This window comes from Citrobacter koseri ATCC BAA-895 (assembly GCF_000018045.1).
GTDB classification, from domain to species: Bacteria; Pseudomonadota; Gammaproteobacteria; order Enterobacterales; family Enterobacteriaceae; genus Citrobacter_B; species Citrobacter_B koseri.
On record NC_009792.1, the window covers coordinates 29,532 to 48,063 of the forward strand.

Genomic DNA, 18,532 nt, shown 5'->3' on the forward strand with positions numbered 1-18,532 from the left:
TTTTACATAAAAGTTAGACATCAAAAGGTTCGTAGCGCGGAAATTAAAGGGAAAAAGAGGTCTGGTAGTGATCTACAAATCGATAGCGGAACGACTAAGAATCCGGCTCAACTCATCTGATTACAACATCGGTAGCCCGTTGCCTGGTGAAAAAAAGCTGGCGGAAGAGTTTGCTGTGTCACGAATGACCATCCGCAAAGCCGTCGATATGCTGGTGGGATGGGGACTGGTGGTGCGGCGGCACGGGAGCGGCACATACGTGGCGCGTAAAGACGTTCATCATGAAACCACCAACCTGACCGGACTGGCGGAAGTGCTGCGGCGTCAGGGAAAAGAGGTCACCAGCCAGGTGCTGGTATTTGAAGTGATGCCTGCGCCCCCCGCCATTGCCAGCCAGTTGCGGATTCAGATCAACGAACGTATCTACTTTTCCCGCCGCGTGCGCTATGTGGATGGCAAACCGCTGATGCTGGAGGACAGCTATATGCCCGTCAGGCTGTTCCGTAACCTCTCGCTGATCCACCTGGAAGGGTCGAAATTTGATTATATTGAGAAAGAGTGCGGCATCACCATCAGTGGCAACTATGAAAGCCTGACGCCTGTACTGGCCGATAAACAGCTCTCCGCGCAAATGAACGTCCCCGAGCAAACGCCGCTACTGCGAATCACATCGCTTTCTTACAGCGACAGCGGGGAATTTTTGAATTATTCGGTCATGTTCAGAAATGCCAGCGAATACCAGGTGGACTACCATTTACGGCGCGTCCACCCGGATGCAAACCTGACCTAGCCTAACCCCCAGAAAAGCACCGCCAGCAGTTGCGGGGTGATAATCCGCAGGAACATTACCAGTGGATAAACAGTGGCGTAGGAGAGCGCCGCCGCGCCGCTGGTGGCATGCAGGTTGTTAGCAAACGCCAGTGCAGGCGGATCGGTCATTGACCCCGCCAGCATCCCGCATAGCGTCAGGTAGTTCATTTTGGCAAAGATACGCGCCAGAAGACCGACGGTAATCAGCGGAATGGCAGTAATAAAGATGCCGTAACCAATCCAGCTCAGACCATCACCCTGAGTCAACGTATCAATAAAGTCACCGCCAGATTTCAGCCCGACCACCGCGAGAAACAGCACGATCCCCAGCTCACGCAGCGCCAGGTTGGCGCTTGGCGGCATAAACCAGTACAGCTTGCCGATGCTGCCGATACGTCCCAGAATCAGCGCCATGATCAGCGGCCCGCCCGCCAGTCCCAGCTTTAACGCTACCGGGAATCCAGGGACAAACAACGGAATCGACCCCAACAGCACGCCCAGACCAATACCGATAAACACCGGTAACATCTGCACCTGTTGCAGTTTTTGCTGGGCGTTACCCACAACATTGGCCACTGCATCAATTGAAGAGGGACGGCCAACCAGATTGAGGATGTCACCAAATTGCAGGCTGGCGTCGCTACTGGCTACCAGCTCTACGCCCGCACGGTTCAGACGGGAGATCACCACGTCATAGCGTTCTTTAAAATGGAGGTCGCGAATGCGTTTTCCGAGCACCTTTTCGTTAGTGACCACGACGCGTTCAACGCGCAAATCCGTCCCTCGCGTTGAGAGCGAAGTGTCCACCTCCTGACCAATGACCAGCTGCGCGTTATGCAGATCGACGGGCTGTCCCACCAGATGCAGCAGGTCGCCCGACTGGATGATCGTTCCCGGTGAAGGCACCATCAGCGTCTCGTCGCGTTTCAGACGCGAACAGATGATTTTATCGCTGTTCAGGATGGGCACATCCTGGATCGCCATATTGTTGAGATTCGGGTTCTCAACACGGATATTCATGGTCTGGATTAACGAGTGTCCATTGCTAAGCGTGTCTTCATGCTGCTTCGCTTCCGCCTCCACGTTGACGCGAAAAATCATCCGCATCAGCCACATGGTGAGCAAAATACCGCAAATCCCGAAAGGATAGGCCATCGCATAGCTCATCCCCATCTGATCTACCGCTTCCATTGGCGTTCCCAGATCGCGCAGAATTTGCTGCCCGGCCCCCAGCGCTGGCGTATTGGTGACCGCGCCGGAGAAAATCCCCAGCACCACCGGTAGCGGGATAGCGAAGATTTTATGCAGAATGGCGGTAACCAGCCCACCGATAATAACAATCAGGATGGCAAAGAGATTAAGGCGCAACCCTGAGACGCGCAGAGAGGCAAAGAACCCCGGCCCCACCTGAATACCAATGGTGTAAACGAAGAGTATCAGGCCGAATTCCTGGATAAAGTGCAGCATGTCACTGCTCAGCGTCATCCCGGCCTGATCGACAAAGTGGCCGACGATAATCCCGCCGAACAGTACGCCGCCAATGCCAAAACCGACACCCCGCACCTTGATATTGCCGATCCACAACCCGACAACCGCCACCAACGCCAGAACGCTGACCGTCAATGCTATATCACTCATCTTCTTTTCCCTGTGAATAACATTATTAATTAAATGGATTCTCGCAGAGTACAAGCGGTATGTATGGGTGGTAAAGCACAAAAATGCCCCGTCATTGCTGGCGGGGCGGTTTGTTGAAAAGCATGATGCCGGACCTACAGGTTCGGCGTCGCTTTGTAGGCCCGGTAAGCATAGCGCACCGGGCGATTTGCCGGATGGCGGCTACGCCTTATCCGGCCTACAGGTAGTCCTGGATTAGCTATTTAATGCGGGACGTTCGCTAATGGCGATACGCTGCGGAGCGATGGTTTCCGGCTCGTTGCGGGTTAAATCAATGTGCAATAACCCATTGGTGAAGGTCGCGCCGCTAACCTCCATATTTTCTGCCAGAGTAAAACTCAGACTGAATGGCTGTGTCACCAGCCCCTGATGCAACCATTTGATTTCTTTTTCCGGCTGCGCTGGCGTGCCTTTTACGGTCAGGCGCGTGCCTTCCAGTTGAATATCCAGATCTTCCTGACGGAAACCGGCTAACGCGAGGGTAATGCGGTAGTGGTTGTCATCACTTTTTTCAATGTTATAGGGCGGGAAGCTCTGGCTTTCACCGGTGTTTTGCAGGGCGTTGGCCAGTTTGTCAAAACCGATCCATTGACGCAGCAGTGGGGATAAATCGTAATTACGCATGATAATAATCTCCTTCTAAGAAGCGAGTAATACCCAGCGAATCCTCAGATTCGCATATGCTCCCTGACGGCGAGCACGGGGATAACAGGCCGCCGACGGCGACCTGACTGAATCAGTTAATTTCGATACGGCGCGGTTTGTTCGCTTCTGGAATCACGCGCTCCAGGTCGATATACAGCAGACCGTTCACCAGGTTAGCGCCGCGAACATGAATGTTCTCTGCTAACTGGAATTTGCGTTCAAAGTTACGCTCTGCGATGCCCTGGTAGAGATAGGTACGTTCTTTTTGCTCATCCGCGTGAGCGCCTTTTACCACCAGCAGATTATCCTGAGCGGTAATTTCCAGTTCGCTTTCCGCAAAGCCTGCAACGGCAATCGCAATGCGGTAATGGTTTTCATCCACCAGTTCGACGTTATACGGAGGATAACCGCCATTACTCTGGCTCTGGTTGTTTTCTAAGAGGTTAAACAGACGATCAAAACCAATGGCAGAACGGTACAGCGGGGATAAGTCAAAGTTACGCATAATGAATAGCTCCTGAAATCAGCGAGAATAGTTGACCTTCCATCATGGACAGGTCAGGTAGCCAGAACACCCATCAGGCGTGCTCTTTATTTGCCTACACCCTAAAAATGGGTCTGGAAATGAACTTTTCAAGCGCTTGCAGGGGACTTTTTTTGCAGTTTGTTGTCTATCGCATAGACTGGGTGAACAGCACACATTGTTAAAGTGCGATAAGCGCCACAGTGCGACGTGATGGTGATGTTATTTTTCGCGACGGATCGCTATAACTCATCATGCAAACATCGATAATCAACAGATGAATAAATCATGATAAAAAATGTGTTGTTAACGCTGATGATGTGCAGTGGATTGGTTTTACTGGGTGGCTGCTCCAGCGTAATGTCACATACCGGCGGCAAAGAGGGGACCTACCCCGGCACACGCGCCAGCGCCGAAATGATCGGCAGCAGTGATACAAACTGGGGCACCAAATCGCTGGCAATCCTGGATATGCCCTTTACCGCCGTCATGGATACGATACTCTTGCCGTGGGACTTCTTCCGCACAGACAGCTCAGTGAAGTCGCGAGTGGAAAAGAGCGAGGAGAAAACGAAGATGACCAACGCCGTTATCCCCCCGGCAAGAATGCCCGCTCACTGATTTATCGTTCGGTTTCCGTCACCCAAAGCTGGCGGAAACCGTCAACCTCTTCCATCCACGCGATTAACGCCCCATCCGGCGAAAAAACAACGGCGTCCGCGGAAGGCGGGCTGTCATGACTCGCCGTTAAAAAGGCGATTGCTCCGCTCTGCGCGTCGCAGCAGGCAATGCGGTTTTCCAGCACAAACCCCAACCACCGGCCTGACGGGTGCCAGTTGAACGCTGACTGAATATCGGTCGCGTTATGCGTAAGCTGGCGCGGCTCTCCCCCCTGCGCCGGGATCAGCCAGAGCTGAACAATACCGCGATCATCGCGCATCAAAAACGCAATGTCCGTGGCTTGCGGGTTACTCCGCACCCAATGTCGCGGAACGTTTACCAGCCCAGGGAAAACGCGATCGTGCGTAAAGGTCAGACGGCGCTGAACAACGCCCGCAGGCGGCGCAGGCAGCGTTGATTCTGTTCCGGTCAGCGGCATATCGCCTGCCTGTTTCCAGCCTTTTTCATCCTGCGGCAACGCCACCAGAAACAGCTCCGGCACTTTTTCACCCTTCGCCGACAAGGTATCGCCAATAAACGCCAGCGCATGATCGCCTACCCAACCCTCTTCGTAGGCGCGGTTAATGTCATCGCTGCCTGGCCGTGGCGCCGGCGTGGTCTGGCTCACTAACACGCACCAGTGGCTGCCGCTGTACTCCCGAGGATGCTGAACCGCCACCGTAACCGGGCCATACGGCACCGCAACGCCGACGTTACGCAAGTCCAGCGCCGGATCGCGCTCACGCAGTACATGGTCGTTATAGGTGAAGCTGACACGCTCGCCGTTCGGACTGAATACATGCACATGGCTGCCGCCGCGCAGCGCGCCGGGCGTATACGGCACGGTGATGTCCATTGCATCCAGATTCGTCACGCGGTTTTGCGCCGCTATCACGCCGCGACGATGGTGGAAATCATAATGCCACGTCTCGTCCGGGTTCTCCGGGCCATGAATGAACACATAGCGATCGTCTTGTGGATGAACGGTCACCACGCCAACGTGCGCGCCCTGCGTAGCGCGATAAATGACCTCAATCTCGCCAGTCCGTACGTTGACGCGCTCAATCGTCTCACCGGTAAACGAGGCGCCTGACGGACGCACATCAAAAACCAGCCACTGGCTGTCCGCCGTCCAGGTGTTGGTATTCGTAAGCTGATGATGACGCGAAGCGAAAGTGATTTGTTTCATGGAGATACCCTGATGCGCGGTTTTCGCATCAGGGTATAGCATTGGAAGAAATTAGCCTACCCGTTTAACGTCGCCGACCAGCAGGATATAAGAGAGATCCATTTGGGGAGGGTAGCTACCGCTTTTAAAAACTCAGAATATTAACTTACTAACAGTCATGTTATTGCGATATTTAACTAAAATGTTGGCAACAAAAAGTGAATTCAGGATGCTGCTAATGATAATACAGGTGATAATGAGTTTCATTCGCGATTATGGTTTGTTAACATACCTGCCTGTTATAAACCAGTCTGCATCAATAAAATGGCCAGTGAAGGCCTCTTCCAGGCAGAGATATGCGAAAAAAAATAATCCTGACTTCTTTGATAGCGTTAGCCAGTCTGAGCCTGAGCTCCTGTAGCCAGCCTGCATCAATAAACCAGAATAAACCATTACAAACAGCCTGTGTTTCTGACGGGCAAATAGTTGATTTAAAAAGCAATAAAACCATTACCAAACAAGAGCTTTTGGCTGAGCTTGCCGTTGCCCGGCAGCTTATTATTGGCGAAAAACACGATAATGCCGGACATCATCAGATTGAGCTCTGGCTTATTCAAAACCTGCCCACCCGGCGACCACAGGGGAGTGTGCTGCTTGAGATGCTAACGGCAGACCAGCAGCCCCGCGTTAACCAGGTTAAACGCTGGCTGAAAGATGATCCCGTGGTCCGGGATGGCCGTATTCAGGAACTGCTTAACTGGCAAAAAGGGTGGCCCTGGGAGATGTATGGCGACATAGTCATGCAGGCATTACGTGCGCCTTACCCTCTGCTCAATGCCAACATTGACCGGGATCGGGTAATGGCGCTGTACAAAAAAAACGAATTTCCTGAAGGGAAAAAATCCACAGCACCTGCGGTACAAGAAGCTCTGCGCGAAACCATCATAGCCATGCATGAAGGCAACATTGAAGGCCAGCAACTGGCGTCAATGCTCTCTGTTCAGCAACAGCGGGATCGCTACATGGCCCGCCAGCTTCTGGATGCCCCGGCTCCATCGTTGTTGATTGCAGGAGGTTATCACGCGTCAAAAAGTATCGGCGTACCGTTACACATAGAAGATCTCGCCCCCGGCACCCAGCCTGTGGTGTTGATGCTCGCAGAAAAAGGGATGAACATCACCGTAGATCATGCTGACTACGTGTGGTTCGTGACGCCAGACACTGCAAAACGGTAAACCATGGATGATGAATATTCTCTACCTTCCACGACCGGCAAAATGGAGCGGCTGGTTTATCTGTTCACTGCTGCTTCATGGACTGCTTTTCCTTGCGTTTGTCTGGCGGTTTTCCGACGTACAGCCCGCCACGCCTCCTGCCCCGGCGATAATGCTGCAATGGGCCGATAATATAGAGGCTCCTTCTTCTCCTCTTCCGCTTCCGGTGGGAATCGCTCAGCAGGAATCCGCAGCGGCAGAAGAAAAGCAGCAGGCTGAGGACAGGCAGCAGCGTCCTGTCACTGAAGACAGGGATGCGACCATTGAAATAACCAGGAAGAAAAAGGCATCCGACGGGGAAAAGAAAAAGCCACGTCCGCCACGTAAGATAAAGGATCAAACCAGCGACAGCAGCCACGCAGCCGTTTCCAGTAATGCCGCGCCTCAGGCCCCGGTCGAATCATCCCGTATTGCTGCGCCTTTCAACAGCGACTCAGCGAAGCGAGACAATTCCGGTGCATCCTGGGAAAGCAGAGTGAAAGGCCACCTTAACCGTTATAAACGTTACCCAGGCGATGCCAGAAAACGCGCACGAACCGGCACAGCCATAGTGACTTTTACCGTTAACGCACAAGGCACCGTTGTCAGTAATTCTCTGGCAACGTCTTCAGGAACCCTCTCTCTCGATCGCGAAGCTGTTGCCGTTTTAGAACGCGCTCAACCACTTCCCAGACCACCAGCTGAAATATTAGAGGGAGGCTTCTTTAAAGTAAAAATGCCGATTACCTTTGATCTGACGGAGTTAAGGGAAAATTAGCGACTCTGGTTCGTTTAACTGAAATTTGATATTCATTTTTATGCTGAACATTTTATCAGACTTCACTGCTGTCGAAAAAATCAAGAAAACGTCAGAGAAGTTTTATTAAAAAAATAAACAAAGATCTGGATCTTTTATTTATTACGATACTTCTAAGGATATGTATGAACATTATTAAACTGGCCATCGGCTCAGGCATATTATTGCTCAACTGCGGTGCTTACGCACAATCCATCAGTGAAAAAACAGGTACCGATAAAAAAGGAGCGGCAGAATTCAGCCCGCTCAACGTTTCTATCGGGAAGACGACCAGTGAGCAGGAGGCTCTTGAGAAAACAGGCGCGACCAGTTCCCGGACAACGGACAAAAACCTGCAATCACTCGACGCAACGCTGCGCAGCATGCCCGGTACTTATACCCAAATCGATCTAGGCCAGGGAGCAGTAAGTGTGAATATTCGCGGCATGAGCGGATTTGGCCGCGTAAACACTATGGTGGACGGTATCACCCAAAGTTTTTACGGCTCCTCAACCTCCGGTACCACTGCACATGGCTCAACCAACAATATGGCTGGCGTACTTATCGACCCTAATTTTCTGGTAGCAGTTGATGTTACGCGCGGCGACAGCAGTGGCCCGGCAGGAGTCAACGCCCTGGCCGGTAGTGCAAACATGCGTACTATTGGCGTTGACGATGTGATATTTAACGGTAATACATATGGCCTTCGTTCACGTTTCTCAGTCGGCAGCAATGGGCTTGGGCGCAGCGGAATGATCGCCGTCGGTGGAAAAACCGACGCTTTTACGGATACAGGCAGCGTTGGCGTTATGGCCGCTGTGAGCGGCAGTTCTGTTTACTCTAATTTCTCAAATGGCTCTGGAATTAACAGCAAAGAGTTTGGTTATGATAAATATATGAAGCAGAACCCCAAATCCCAACTGTATAAAATGGATATCAGACCAGACGAATTTAACAGCTTCGAACTTTCCGCTCGAACCTATGAAAATAAATTTACACGTCGTGATATAACCAGTGACGACTATTACATTAAATATCATTACACCCCTTTTTCTGAATTAATTGACTTTAACGTAACGGCCAGTACCAGCCGCGGTAATCAAAAGTATCGTGATGGCTCGCTGTATACTTTCTACAAAACCTCAGCGCAAAATCGTTCTGACGCGCTGGATATCAACAATACCAGCCGGTTCACTATCGCGGACAATGACCTGGAGTTTATGCTGGGCAGCAAACTGATGCGTACCCGCTATGACCGAACCATTCACTCAGCGGCGGGCGACCCGAAAGCGAATCAGGAAGCGATCGAGAACAATCCGTTCGCACCCTCCGGCCAGCAGGATATTTCAGCGCTGTATACCGGGCTGAAGGTTACGCGCGGCATCTGGGAGGCAGATTTCAATCTCAACTACACACGTAACAGGATCACAGGGTACAAGCCCGCCTGCGATTCACGCGTTATCTGCGTGCCACAGGGTAGCTACGATATTGACGATAAGGAGGATGGCTTCAACCCTTCAGTTCAGCTTTCTGCTCAGGTAACACCATGGCTTCAGCCGTTCATTGGCTACAGCAAATCCATGCGCGCCCCGAACATCCAGGAGATGTTCTTCTCTAATTCAGGAGGCGCATCCATGAACCCATTCCTGAAGCCTGAACGTGCAGAAACCTGGCAGGCGGGTTTTAACATTGATACCAGAGATTTACTGGTCGAACAGGATGCCCTGCGCTTTAAGGCTCTGGCGTACCGCAGCAGGATCCAGAACTACATCTACAGCGAGTCTTATCTGGTTTGTTCTGGAGGTCGTAAATGCAGTATGGCTGAGGTGATTGGCAATGACTGGGAGGGCATGAGCGATGAATACAGCGACAATATGTACATCTACGTTAACTCGGCAAGCGACGTTATCGCAAAGGGCTTCGAACTGGAGATGGATTATGATGCAGGTTTTGCTTTTGGCCGACTCTCTTTCAGCCAGCAGCAAACAGACCAGCCAACCTCCATCGCCAGCACCTACTTTGGCGCAGGGGATATGACCGAACTGCCCAGAAAATACATGACGCTGGATACCGGTGTTCGCTTCTTCGATAACGCGTTGACCCTGGGCACTATCATAAAATACACAGGCAAAGCTCGTCGCCTGTCGCCTGATTTTGAGCAGGACGAACATACCGGCGCAATAATCAAACAGGATTTGCCGCAGATCCCAACGATTATCGATCTCTATGGTACTTACGAGTACAACCGCAATCTGACACTGAAACTTTCGGTACAAAACCTGATGAACAGAGATTATTCGGAGGCGCTGAATAAGCTCAACATGATGCCAGGTCTTGGTGACGAGACCCACCCAGCCAATTCCGCGCGTGGCAGAACATGGATATTTGGCGGGGACATTCGTTTCTGATGACAATTTCCGCCAGGTTCAGACAGTACGTTTTCTCTCTTATGTCAATTTTATTGCAGGAACGAAAAATGAATATTTTCACTTTATCCAAAGCACCGCTATACCTGTTAATTTCACTATTTTTACCCACGATGGCCATGGCTATCGATCCACCTGAACGCGAACTTTCGCGATTTGCCTTGAAAACGAATTACCTTCAGTCCCCTGATGAAGGCGTCTATGAACTGGCGTTTGATAATGCCAGTAAAAAGGTGTTTGCAGCAGTCACCGATCGTGTAAATCGTGAAGCCAATAAAGGCTATCTGTATTCGTTTAATTCAGATTCGCTGAAAGTCGAAAATAAATACACGATGCCATACCGGGCATTTTCGCTGGCGATAAATCAGGATAAACATCAGCTCTATATCGGACACACCCAGTCAGCGTCCCTGCGTATCAGTATGTTTGACACCTCAACCGGCAAACTGGTAAGAACCAGCGACAGGTTAAGTTTTAAAGCGGCAAACGCTGCAGATTCGCGTTTTGAGCATTTGCGCCATATGGTTTACAGCCAGGATTCCGATACCCTGTTTGTGAGTTATAGCAATATGCTGAAAACGGCCGAGGGCATGAAGCCTCTGCATAAGCTGTTAATGCTCGACGGGACGACGCTTGCCTTAAAAGGCGAGGTTAAGGATGCTTACAAAGGTACAGCGTATGGTCTGACGATGGATGAAAAAACACAGAAAATCTACGTTGGCGGAAGAGATTACATCAACGAAATTGATGCGAAAAATCAGACGCTGCTGCGTACCATCCCGTTGAAAGATCCGAGACCACAAATCACAAGTGTGCAGAACCTGGCGGTGGACTCCGCTTCTGACCGTGCCTTTGTGGTGGTATTCGACCATGACGATCGCTCCGGTACAAAAGATGGACTCTATATTTTTGACTTACGCGACGGTAAACAGCTTGGCTATGTGCACACAGGAGCCGGAGCTAACGCGGTGAAATACAATCCGAAATATAACGAACTGTATGTCACCAACTTCACCAGCGGCACCATCAGCGTAGTGGATGCCACCAAATACAGCATCACCCGTGAATTTAACATGCCAGTCTACCCAAACCAGATGGTGTTATCGGACGACATGGATACCCTTTACATTGGCATCAAAGAAGGCTTTAACCGCGACTGGGATCCAGATGTGTTTGTAGAAGGGGCTAAAGAACGCATTCTGAGCATTGATTTGAATAAGTCGTGATCGGACCGTTCCCCCGTCAAACTGGCCGGGGGAACGGCAAACCAGCGAAGTACTGTAGTCCGCCGCGTCAGCGGGTTCCCGGATGGCGGTTTCTCTTAATCCAGGCCAGCCACTTAATTCAGCACAAATTTCTCAATTGCGTATGCCACACCGTCTTCCAGGTTGGATTTAGTGACAAAATTAGCCACCTCTTTCACCGACGGAATCGCGTTGTCCATCGCCACCCCCATGCCTGCATATTCGATCATCGCGATGTCGTTTTCCTGATCGCCAATCGCCATGATTTCTTCCGGCTTGATCCCCAGCGCATCGGCCAGCGACTTCACGCCAGTGCCTTTATTGACGCGTTTATCCAGGATTTCGAGGAAGTACGGCGCACTTTTTAACACGGTATATTTCTCTTTTACTTCCGCCGGAATACGCGCAATGGCCTGATCAAGGATGACGGGTTCATCAATCATCATCACTTTCAGGAACTGCGTTGCCGGGTCCATTTTCTCCGCTTCACAGAACACCAGCGGAATGGTGGCGACATAGGATTCATGTACGGTGTAGTAGCTGATATCACGGTTTGCGGTGTACAGCGTGTTGCGATCCAGCGCGTGGAAGTGTGAGCCGACTTCGCGGGACAACTTCTCCAGAAAGCGGTAATCGTCATAGCTCAGCGCCGTTTGCGCAACGGTACTGCCATCGCCCGCTTTCTGCACCAGCGCGCCATTGTAGGTGATGCAGTAGTCGCCGGGTTGTTCCATGTGAAGCTCTTTCAGATAGCTATGGACACCCGCATACGGACGGCCAGTGGTCAGCACCACGTTAACGCCACGGGCGCGCGCGGCGGCAATCGCCGTTTTTACCGCAGGTGAAATGGTGTGATCGGGCAGCAAAAGGGTGCCATCCATATCGATAGCAATGAGTTTGATAGCCATGAGTTCCCCGGATTAAATGAGTCCGTCCTCATGCTAACGCGATTCCGCTCAAAAAACAGCAACGAAAAGGGGGATAGAAAGGGGAACCAGGATTCCCCTTTTGCAGATCGGTTGTAGGCCGGATAAGGCCTAAGCCGCCATCCGGCAAAGGCTGACGAACAGCCTGATGGCGCTTCGCTTATCAGGCCTACAGGAGAGGCCTACAAGCTGATTAGATATCGATGTTTGCCGCTTTCAGGGCGTTCTCTTCGATAAAGGCGCGACGCGGTTCAACGGCATCGCCCATCAGCGTAGTGAACAGCTGGTCGGCGGCAATCGCATCTTTCACGGTGACGCGCAGCATACGACGGCTTTCCGGGTCCATCGTGGTTTCCCACAGCTGATCCGGGTTCATCTCGCCCAGACCTTTATAGCGCTGAATCGCCAGGCCACGACGGGACTCTTTCACCAGCCACTCCAGCGCCTGCTCGAAGCTCGCAACCGGCTGACGGCGCTCACCGCGTTCAATGAACGCATCGTCTTCGATCAGACCGCGCAGCTTCTCGCCGAGCGTGCAGATGCGACGGTATTCGCCGCCGGTAACAAACTCGTGATCCAGCGGATAGTCGGTATCCACGCCGTGGGTACGCACGCGAACAATCGGCTCGAACTGCTGCTGTTCGGCGTTCTCGCGAACGTCAAACTTCCACTGGCTGCCGTGCTGCTCTTTCTCGTTCAGCTCGGTAATCAGCGCGTTCACCCAACGGGTGACAGCCTGTTCGTTGCTAAGATCGGCTTCCGTCAGCGTCGGCTGATAAACCAGCTCTTTCAGCAGCGCTTTCGGGAAGCGACGCTCCATGCGGCCAATCATTTTCTGCGTCGCGTTGTAATCAGAAACCAATTTTTCTAACGCTTCGCCCGCCAGTGCCGGTGCGCTGGCATTGGTGTGCAGCGTTGCGCCATCCAGAGCGATGGAGATCTGGTACTGATCCATCGCTTCATCGTCTTTAATGTACTGTTCCTGCTTGCCTTTCTTCACTTTGTACAGCGGCGGCTGCGCAATGTAGACGTGACCGCGCTCGACGATTTCCGGCATCTGACGATAGAAGAAGGTCAACAGCAGCGTACGGATGTGCGAGCCATCGACGTCCGCATCGGTCATGATGATGATGCTGTGATAGCGCAGTTTATCCGGGTTGTACTCGTCACGACCGATGCCGCAGCCCAGTGCGGTGATCAGCGTCGCCACTTCCTGGGAAGAGAGCATCTTGTCGAAGCGCGCTTTCTCCACGTTGAGGATTTTACCCTTCAGCGGCAGAATCGCCTGGTTCTTGCGGTTACGACCCTGTTTAGCAGAGCCGCCCGCGGAGTCCCCTTCCACAAGGTACAGTTCAGACAGCGCCGGGTCGCGTTCCTGACAATCCGCCAGTTTACCCGGCAGACCCGCCAGATCCAGCGCGCCTTTACGACGCGTCATTTCACGCGCACGACGCGCGGCTTCACGCGCACGCGCCGCATCGATAATTTTGCCGACCACGATTTTAGCGTCGGACGGGTTTTCCAGCAGGTATTCGCTCAGCAGCTCGTTCATCTGCTGTTCCACCGCCGATTTCACCTCGGAAGAGACCAGTTTATCTTTGGTCTGGGAGGAGAATTTCGGGTCCGGCACCTTCACGGAAACCACGGCAATCAGGCCTTCACGCGCATCGTCGCCGGTGGCGCTGACTTTGGCTTTCTTGCTGTAGCCTTCTTTATCCATATAGGCGTTCAGGGTACGGGTCATCGCCGCACGGAAGCCTGCAAGGTGCGTACCGCCGTCACGCTGCGGAATGTTGTTGGTAAAGCAGTAGATGTTTTCCTGGAAACCGTCGTTCCACTGCAATGCCACTTCCACGCCGATACCGTCTTTTTCGGTGGAGAAGTAGAAGATATTCGGGTGGATCGGCGTTTTGTTCTTGTTGAGGTACTCAACAAACGCTTTGATGCCGCCTTCGTAGTGGAAATGATCTTCTTTGCCGTCGCGCTTGTCTTTCAGACGAATAGAGACGCCGGAGTTCAGGAAGGACAGCTCACGCAGACGCTTAGCCAGAATTTCGTATTCAAATTCGGTGACGTTGGTGAAGGTTTCCAGGCTCGGCCAGAAACGCACCATCGTACCGGTTTTATCAGTTTCGCCAGTCACCGCCAGCGGCGCCTGCGGTACGCCATGCTCATAGATCTGACGGTGGATTTTGTTATCGCGCTGGATAACCAGTTCCAGTTTCTGGGACAGGGCGTTAACCACGGAAACACCCACGCCGTGCAGACCGCCGGACACTTTATAGGAGTTATCGTCAAATTTACCGCCCGCGTGCAGCACGGTCATGATCACTTCCGCAGCAGAAACGCCCTCTTCCGGGTGAATACCGGTCGGGATGCCACGCCCGTCATCCTGCACGGATACGGAGTTATCGGCATGAATGGTGACGATAATGTCTTTACAGTGACCCGCGAGCGCTTCGTCGATAGCGTTATCTACCACCTCGAATACCATGTGGTGCAGACCGGTGCCGTCATCCGTGTCGCCGATATACATACCCGGGCGCTTACGCACCGCATCCAGCCCTTTCAGGACTTTGATACTGGAGGAGTCATAAGAATTCGACATCAACGTTTCTCGCTCAATTTATCTTGGGTTAATCCGTTATTTTACCCTTTTCCACGGTGAACATCTTCGAATTTTTGTCCGACATGTCCAGAACGTGTTCAGCGCTGATTGCGCTGACAAAGACCTGTGATTGCGTCGCTTTCAAGCGGCTGGCCAGCAGCCCGCGACGCGCATCATCAAGTTCAGAGGCAAAATCATCTATCAGGTAGAGACACCGCCGCCCGCTTTCACGGGTGAGGAACTCCCCTTGCGCCAGTCGTAAAGCGCACATCAGCAGTTTAAGCTGCCCACGCGATAAGGTATCTTCCACCGGCGCACCGTCAGCACGAATGCGGAAATCCGCTTTGTGCGGGCCATGCGCAGTGTAGGTCAACATGCGATCGCGTTCGAAGCTCCGCTCCAGCACCTCGGCATAATCCGTCTCTTTTTCCCAACCGCGCTGAAAAGAGAAGGTGAGGGAGAACTCCGGTAGAAATTGCTGGCAGGTATCCGCCATATCCTGCGCAATACCAGCACTGTACTCAGCACGCCAGGTACTGATTTGTTCCGCGAGAGGAATCAACTCCTTATCCCACGGACGCAATTGTTCATAACGGCTTACCTGGCGCAGCGCCGCGTTGCGCTGCTTGAGCAACCGCTTCAGGTTGCTCCAGGCGGTAAAAAAACCGACTTCGTTGTGAAAGCATCCCCAGTCAAGGAACGCTCTTCTGTATTTGGGGCCGCCGTTGAGTAAAGTAAACCCCTCAGGGGTAATCAACTGCATCGGCATCAGGTGCGCCAGCTCCGCCACTTTGTGACCGTCGGTGCCGTCGATGCGCACTTTGCTGTCGCCTAGCTTGTCTTTCGTCAGGCCGATGGCGGTTTCGCGCTCTTCCCCTTGCAAACGTCCGTGGAGGACAAACGACTCCTGTTCGTGACGAATGACGCGGCCAATCTGCAAACTGCGAAACGCCCGGCCGTGGCCGAGCGTATAGATGGCCTCCAGCACGCTGGTTTTGCCGCTACCGTTTGCGCCAACCAGGAAGTTAAAGCCGGGGGATAAAGCGAGATCCGCATTTTCAATATTGCGAAAGTCGCGGATCAACAGGCGGGTGAGCGACATTACAGTCTCATTGGCATCACAACATACGCAGCACTTTGAGACGCCGCATCTTCAATCTGTACGCTGGAAACGGAGTCTGTCAGCAGAATACGCACGGTTTCACATTTCAGCGCGTTCAGCACATCGAGCACGTAGCTGACGTTAAAACCGATCTCCATCTCAGTACCGCCGTAGGTGACGTCCAGAATTTCTTCCGCTTCTTCCTGTTCCGGGTTGTTGGCGGTGATTTTGAGTTGGTTTTCGCTCACATACAGGCGTACGCCACGGAATTTCTCGTTGGAGAGAATCGCCGCGCGGGCAAACGCCTGCTTGAGAATATCGCAACCCGCTTCCAGCGTTTTGTCCGGGTTCTTCGGCAATACGCGGCGATAATCCGGGAAACGACCATCAACCAGCTTGGACGTAAAGATAAAATCACCGACGTGGGCACGGATGTTGTTACTGCCGATCTGTACGCGCAGCGGGGTTTCGCCGCCGTCGAGCATACGCATCAGCTCAATCACGCCTTTACGCGGCACAATCACCGAATGGTTAGGCAGAGATTGCCCGACCGGCATAGAGCAGACCGCCAGACGGTGACCGTCGGTCGCGACGGTACGCAACTCTTCACCTTCAGTCTCAAACAGCATGCCGTTTAAGTAGTAACGAACGTCCTGATGCGCCATTGAGAACTGGGTGGCTTCAATCAGGCGCTTCATCGTTGCCTGCGGCAGGGTGAATTCGACTTCGCTCTGCCAGTCATCCAGATTAGGGAAATCGGCGGCAGGCAGCGTGGAAAGCGAGAAACGGCTACGCCCGGAGCGCACCAGCATCCGATCGCCTTCCAGCTGGACGGCAATTTCAGCCCCTTCCGGCAAGCCACGGCAGATATCAAAGAATTTCCGCGCCGGGACGGTAGTTGCGCCTGGTTCATGAGGTTGAATCAACGCAACGCGCGCCACCATTTCCATTTCAAGATCGGTGCCCGTCAGCGACAGCGTACCGTCAGCCACCTGCAACAGCAGGTTACCGAGAATGGGCAGCGTAGGACGACCGCCCAGCGGGCCACTGACCTGCTGAAGCGGTTTTAATAAATGTTCACGTTCAACGGTAAATTTCATAGCGTCACGAAGATAATGTTCTGATTAAGTTTGAGAAATCTTCTTTAATATCATGGCTTTCTTCACGCAACTGCTCAATCTTACGGCAGGCATGAAGTACGGTAGTGTGGTCACGTCCACCAAACGCGTCGCCAATTTCCGGCAGACTGTGGTTGGTGAGCTCCTTTGCCAGCGCCATAGCCATCTGACGCGGGCGCGCTACCGAGCGAGATCGACGCTTGGAAAGCAGATCCGCGATTTTAATTTTGTAATACTCCGCCACCGTCTTCTGGATATTGTCGATGGTGACCAGTTTTTCCTGCAACGCCAGCAGATCGCGCAGCGCTTCACGCACAAAGTCGATAGTGATAGCGCGTCCGGTAAAGTTAGCGTTAGCGATCACGCGGTTCAGCGCCCCTTCCAGCTCACGCACGTTAGAGCGTAGTCGCTTGGCAATAAAGAACGCCACCTCGCCAGGCAAACGAATATCATTTTCGTCCGCTTTTTTCATCAGGATCGCCACGCGGGTTTCCAGCTCAGGCGGTTCGATCGCCACCGTCAACCCCCAACCGAAGCGGGATTTCAGACGATCTTCGACGCCATTGATCTCTTTTGGATAACGATCCGACGTCAAAATGATCTGCTGATTACCTTCTAACAGGGCGTTAAAGGTGTGGAAAAACTCTTCCTGGGATCGTTCTTTATTGGCGAAGAATTGAATGTCATCGATAAGCAGTGCGTCAACGGAACGGTAGTAGCGTTTAAACTCTTCGATCGCGTTGTTTTGCAAGGCTTTAACCATGTCCTGCACAAAGCGCTCGGAGTGCATATACACCACTTTCGCATTCGGTTTGCGCGCCATAATACCGTTGCCCACCGCATGCAACAGGTGAGTTTTACCCAGACCGGTGCCGCCGTAGAGGAACAAGGGATTGTAGGCGCCGCCGGGGTTGTCCGCCACCTGACGCGCCGCCGCGCGCGCCAGTTGGTTGGATTTACCTTCGACGAAGTTATCAAACGTGTGTTTCACGTTGACGTTAGAGCGGTAGGTCGGTTCTGCCGGAGCCGGCACGTTATCCCAGCCCGGGCGCGCCGCGGCTGGCACCGCACGCTGTGGCTGCGCCTGAGCGACCTGCGCAGGTGCAACAACATTGTTGACCGGCGTTTTGAGCGTTTGAGTGACGGGTTTCGTCCCGACCTCAAAACGCAGTTGTGGGGCATCCGCTCCGCAGAAATTATTCAGCAGTCCATTGATATTATTGAGGTACTTGTCTCTTACCCAATCGAGCACAAAACGGTTTGGCGCATACAAAGCCAGCGTGTTATCGCTCAGTTCCGCCTGCAACGGGCGTATCCACATACTGAATTCTGTGGCTGGTAACTCATCCTGCAATCGGGCAAGACACTGCTGCCAAAGCGAAAGTGACACGGCGGACTCCACTCGAACAAAAGTCGATAAATGACAAAGGCTGAAACATTCATGATTGTTGACGCACGTCGAAAAGACCCTGTGCATAAAAGGGTGACGTGCGAATTGCTATCTGCAATTTTACCCGATCAGGATCCGTTGAAACGATCAGGACCGCGGATCATAGCCTAAACTGAGCAAGAGATC

At 52.6% G+C, this 18,532-nt stretch carries 15 protein-coding genes and 1 other annotated feature; of the genes, 6 read left to right on the forward strand and 9 right to left on the reverse strand.

Annotation, left to right across the window (positions count from 1 at the left end; genetic code table 11):
• The first annotated feature begins 67 nt into the window (after positions 1-67).
• Entirely contained in the window at positions 68-790 is a 723-nt protein-coding gene (locus tag CKO_RS00145) for a GntR family transcriptional regulator (protein WP_012000790.1), read from the forward strand.
• Here CKO_RS00145 and CKO_RS00150 read toward each other — a convergent pair.
• The 3 genes from CKO_RS00150 to ibpA all read right to left on the reverse strand — a co-directional run bounded on the left by CKO_RS00150 (position 787) and on the right by ibpA (position 3,637).
• A complete protein-coding gene (locus CKO_RS00150) occupies positions 787-2,448 on the reverse strand; it encodes a putative transporter (protein WP_012000791.1) in 1,662 nt (553 codons plus the stop codon). The genes CKO_RS00145 and CKO_RS00150 overlap by 4 nt on opposite strands.
• A gap of 234 nt (positions 2,449-2,682) precedes the next feature.
• On the reverse strand, positions 2,683-3,111 hold the full coding sequence (gene ibpB, locus CKO_RS00155; RefSeq protein ID WP_012000793.1) for a small heat shock chaperone IbpB: 429 nt from the start codon (positions 3,109-3,111) through the stop codon (positions 2,683-2,685).
• A 112-nt stretch (positions 3,112-3,223) separates the two neighbouring features.
• Positions 3,224-3,637 carry a small heat shock chaperone IbpA gene (gene ibpA / locus CKO_RS00160; protein WP_006687722.1) on the reverse strand — a complete coding sequence of 138 codons (414 nt, stop codon included), beginning with the start codon at positions 3,635-3,637 and terminating at the stop codon, positions 3,224-3,226.
• Positions 3,631-3,703, reverse strand: a sequence feature (ROSE (Repression Of Heat Shock gene Expression) occurs in the 5'-region of heat shock genes and acts as an RNA thermometer to modulate expression.). Its footprint overlaps the gene before it by 7 nt.
• 240 nt (positions 3,704-3,943) lie before the next feature.
• Between ibpA and CKO_RS00165 the strand changes: the two genes are divergently transcribed.
• Positions 3,944-4,276: a YceK/YidQ family lipoprotein gene (locus CKO_RS00165; RefSeq protein WP_012000796.1), complete on the forward strand. Its 333-nt coding sequence runs from the start codon at positions 3,944-3,946 to the stop codon at positions 4,274-4,276.
• Position 4,277: 1 nt separating this feature from the next.
• Here the strand turns inward: CKO_RS00165 and CKO_RS00170 are convergent, their stop codons facing one another.
• Positions 4,278-5,504 carry a YidR family protein gene (locus CKO_RS00170; RefSeq protein ID WP_024130078.1) on the reverse strand — a complete coding sequence of 409 codons (1,227 nt, stop codon included), beginning with the start codon at positions 5,502-5,504 and terminating at the stop codon, positions 4,278-4,280.
• A gap of 335 nt (positions 5,505-5,839) precedes the next feature.
• Between CKO_RS00170 and CKO_RS00175 the strand changes: the two genes are divergently transcribed.
• From CKO_RS00175 to senB, 4 genes are all read left to right on the forward strand, one after another.
• Positions 5,840-6,718, forward strand: a complete 879-nt coding sequence (locus CKO_RS00175; protein ID WP_012000798.1) for a ChaN family lipoprotein — start codon at positions 5,840-5,842, stop codon at positions 6,716-6,718.
• A gap of 7 nt (positions 6,719-6,725) precedes the next feature.
• Positions 6,726-7,514, forward strand: coding sequence for an energy transducer TonB family protein (locus CKO_RS00180; protein WP_012000799.1), 789 nt, complete (start codon positions 6,726-6,728; stop codon positions 7,512-7,514).
• Positions 7,515-7,678: 164 nt separating this feature from the next.
• Positions 7,679-9,940 (forward strand): TonB-dependent receptor domain-containing protein, encoded by a 2,262-nt coding sequence (locus CKO_RS00185; RefSeq protein WP_012000800.1) that lies wholly within the window; start codon positions 7,679-7,681, stop codon positions 9,938-9,940.
• 68 nt (positions 9,941-10,008) lie between these two features.
• On the forward strand, positions 10,009-11,184 hold the full coding sequence (gene senB, locus CKO_RS00190) for an enterotoxin production-related protein TieB (RefSeq protein WP_024130080.1): 1,176 nt from the start codon (positions 10,009-10,011) through the stop codon (positions 11,182-11,184).
• Positions 11,185-11,297: 113 nt separating this feature from the next.
• Here the strand turns inward: senB and yidA are convergent, their stop codons facing one another.
• The 5 genes from yidA to dnaA all read right to left on the reverse strand — a co-directional run bounded on the left by yidA (position 11,298) and on the right by dnaA (position 18,346).
• Positions 11,298-12,110, reverse strand: a complete 813-nt coding sequence (yidA, locus tag CKO_RS00195; protein ID WP_012000803.1) for a sugar-phosphatase — start codon at positions 12,108-12,110, stop codon at positions 11,298-11,300.
• Between the two features lie 211 nt (positions 12,111-12,321).
• Positions 12,322-14,736 carry a DNA topoisomerase (ATP-hydrolyzing) subunit B gene (gene gyrB / locus CKO_RS00200; protein ID WP_012000804.1) on the reverse strand — a complete coding sequence of 805 codons (2,415 nt, stop codon included), beginning with the start codon at positions 14,734-14,736 and terminating at the stop codon, positions 12,322-12,324.
• A 28-nt stretch (positions 14,737-14,764) separates the two neighbouring features.
• Complete coding sequence (recF, locus tag CKO_RS00205; RefSeq protein ID WP_012000805.1) at positions 14,765-15,838, reverse strand: DNA replication/repair protein RecF; 1,074 nt, start codon at positions 15,836-15,838, stop codon at positions 14,765-14,767.
• Complete coding sequence (dnaN, locus tag CKO_RS00210; protein ID WP_012000806.1) at positions 15,838-16,938, reverse strand: DNA polymerase III subunit beta; 1,101 nt, start codon at positions 16,936-16,938, stop codon at positions 15,838-15,840. The genes recF and dnaN overlap by 1 nt, the downstream gene beginning before the upstream one ends.
• A gap of 4 nt (positions 16,939-16,942) precedes the next feature.
• The gene (dnaA, locus tag CKO_RS00215) at positions 16,943-18,346 is read right to left on the reverse strand and encodes a chromosomal replication initiator protein DnaA (protein ID WP_024130081.1); all 1,404 of its coding nucleotides are present in this window, start codon (positions 18,344-18,346) and stop codon (positions 16,943-16,945) included.
• Positions 18,347-18,532 lie beyond the last annotated feature (186 nt).

Excerpts from the sequence above, each read along its gene's own strand:
- CKO_RS00170 (WP_024130078.1), bottom strand. The coding sequence starts at position 5,504 with ATGAAACAAATCACTTTCGCTTCGCGTCATCATCAGCTTACGAATACC.
- yidA (WP_012000803.1), bottom strand. The coding sequence starts at position 12,110 with ATGGCTATCAAACTCATTGCTATCGATATGGATGGCACCCTTTTGCTG.
- ibpA (WP_006687722.1), bottom strand. The coding sequence starts at position 3,637 with ATGCGTAACTTTGACTTATCCCCGCTGTACCGTTCTGCCATTGGTTTT.
- gyrB (WP_012000804.1), bottom strand. The coding sequence starts at position 14,736 with ATGTCGAATTCTTATGACTCCTCCAGTATCAAAGTCCTGAAAGGGCTG.
- CKO_RS00175 (WP_012000798.1), top strand. The coding sequence starts at position 5,840 with ATGCGAAAAAAAATAATCCTGACTTCTTTGATAGCGTTAGCCAGTCTG.
- CKO_RS00150 (WP_012000791.1), bottom strand. The coding sequence starts at position 2,448 with ATGAGTGATATAGCATTGACGGTCAGCGTTCTGGCGTTGGTGGCGGTT.
- recF (WP_012000805.1), bottom strand. The coding sequence starts at position 15,838 with ATGTCGCTCACCCGCCTGTTGATCCGCGACTTTCGCAATATTGAAAAT.
- senB (WP_024130080.1), top strand. The coding sequence starts at position 10,009 with ATGAATATTTTCACTTTATCCAAAGCACCGCTATACCTGTTAATTTCA.
- CKO_RS00180 (WP_012000799.1), top strand. The coding sequence starts at position 6,726 with ATGATGAATATTCTCTACCTTCCACGACCGGCAAAATGGAGCGGCTGG.
- ibpB (WP_012000793.1), bottom strand. The coding sequence starts at position 3,111 with ATGCGTAATTACGATTTATCCCCACTGCTGCGTCAATGGATCGGTTTT.
- CKO_RS00165 (WP_012000796.1), top strand. The coding sequence starts at position 3,944 with ATGATAAAAAATGTGTTGTTAACGCTGATGATGTGCAGTGGATTGGTT.
- CKO_RS00185 (WP_012000800.1), top strand. The coding sequence starts at position 7,679 with ATGAACATTATTAAACTGGCCATCGGCTCAGGCATATTATTGCTCAAC.
- dnaN (WP_012000806.1), bottom strand. The coding sequence starts at position 16,938 with ATGAAATTTACCGTTGAACGTGAACATTTATTAAAACCGCTTCAGCAG.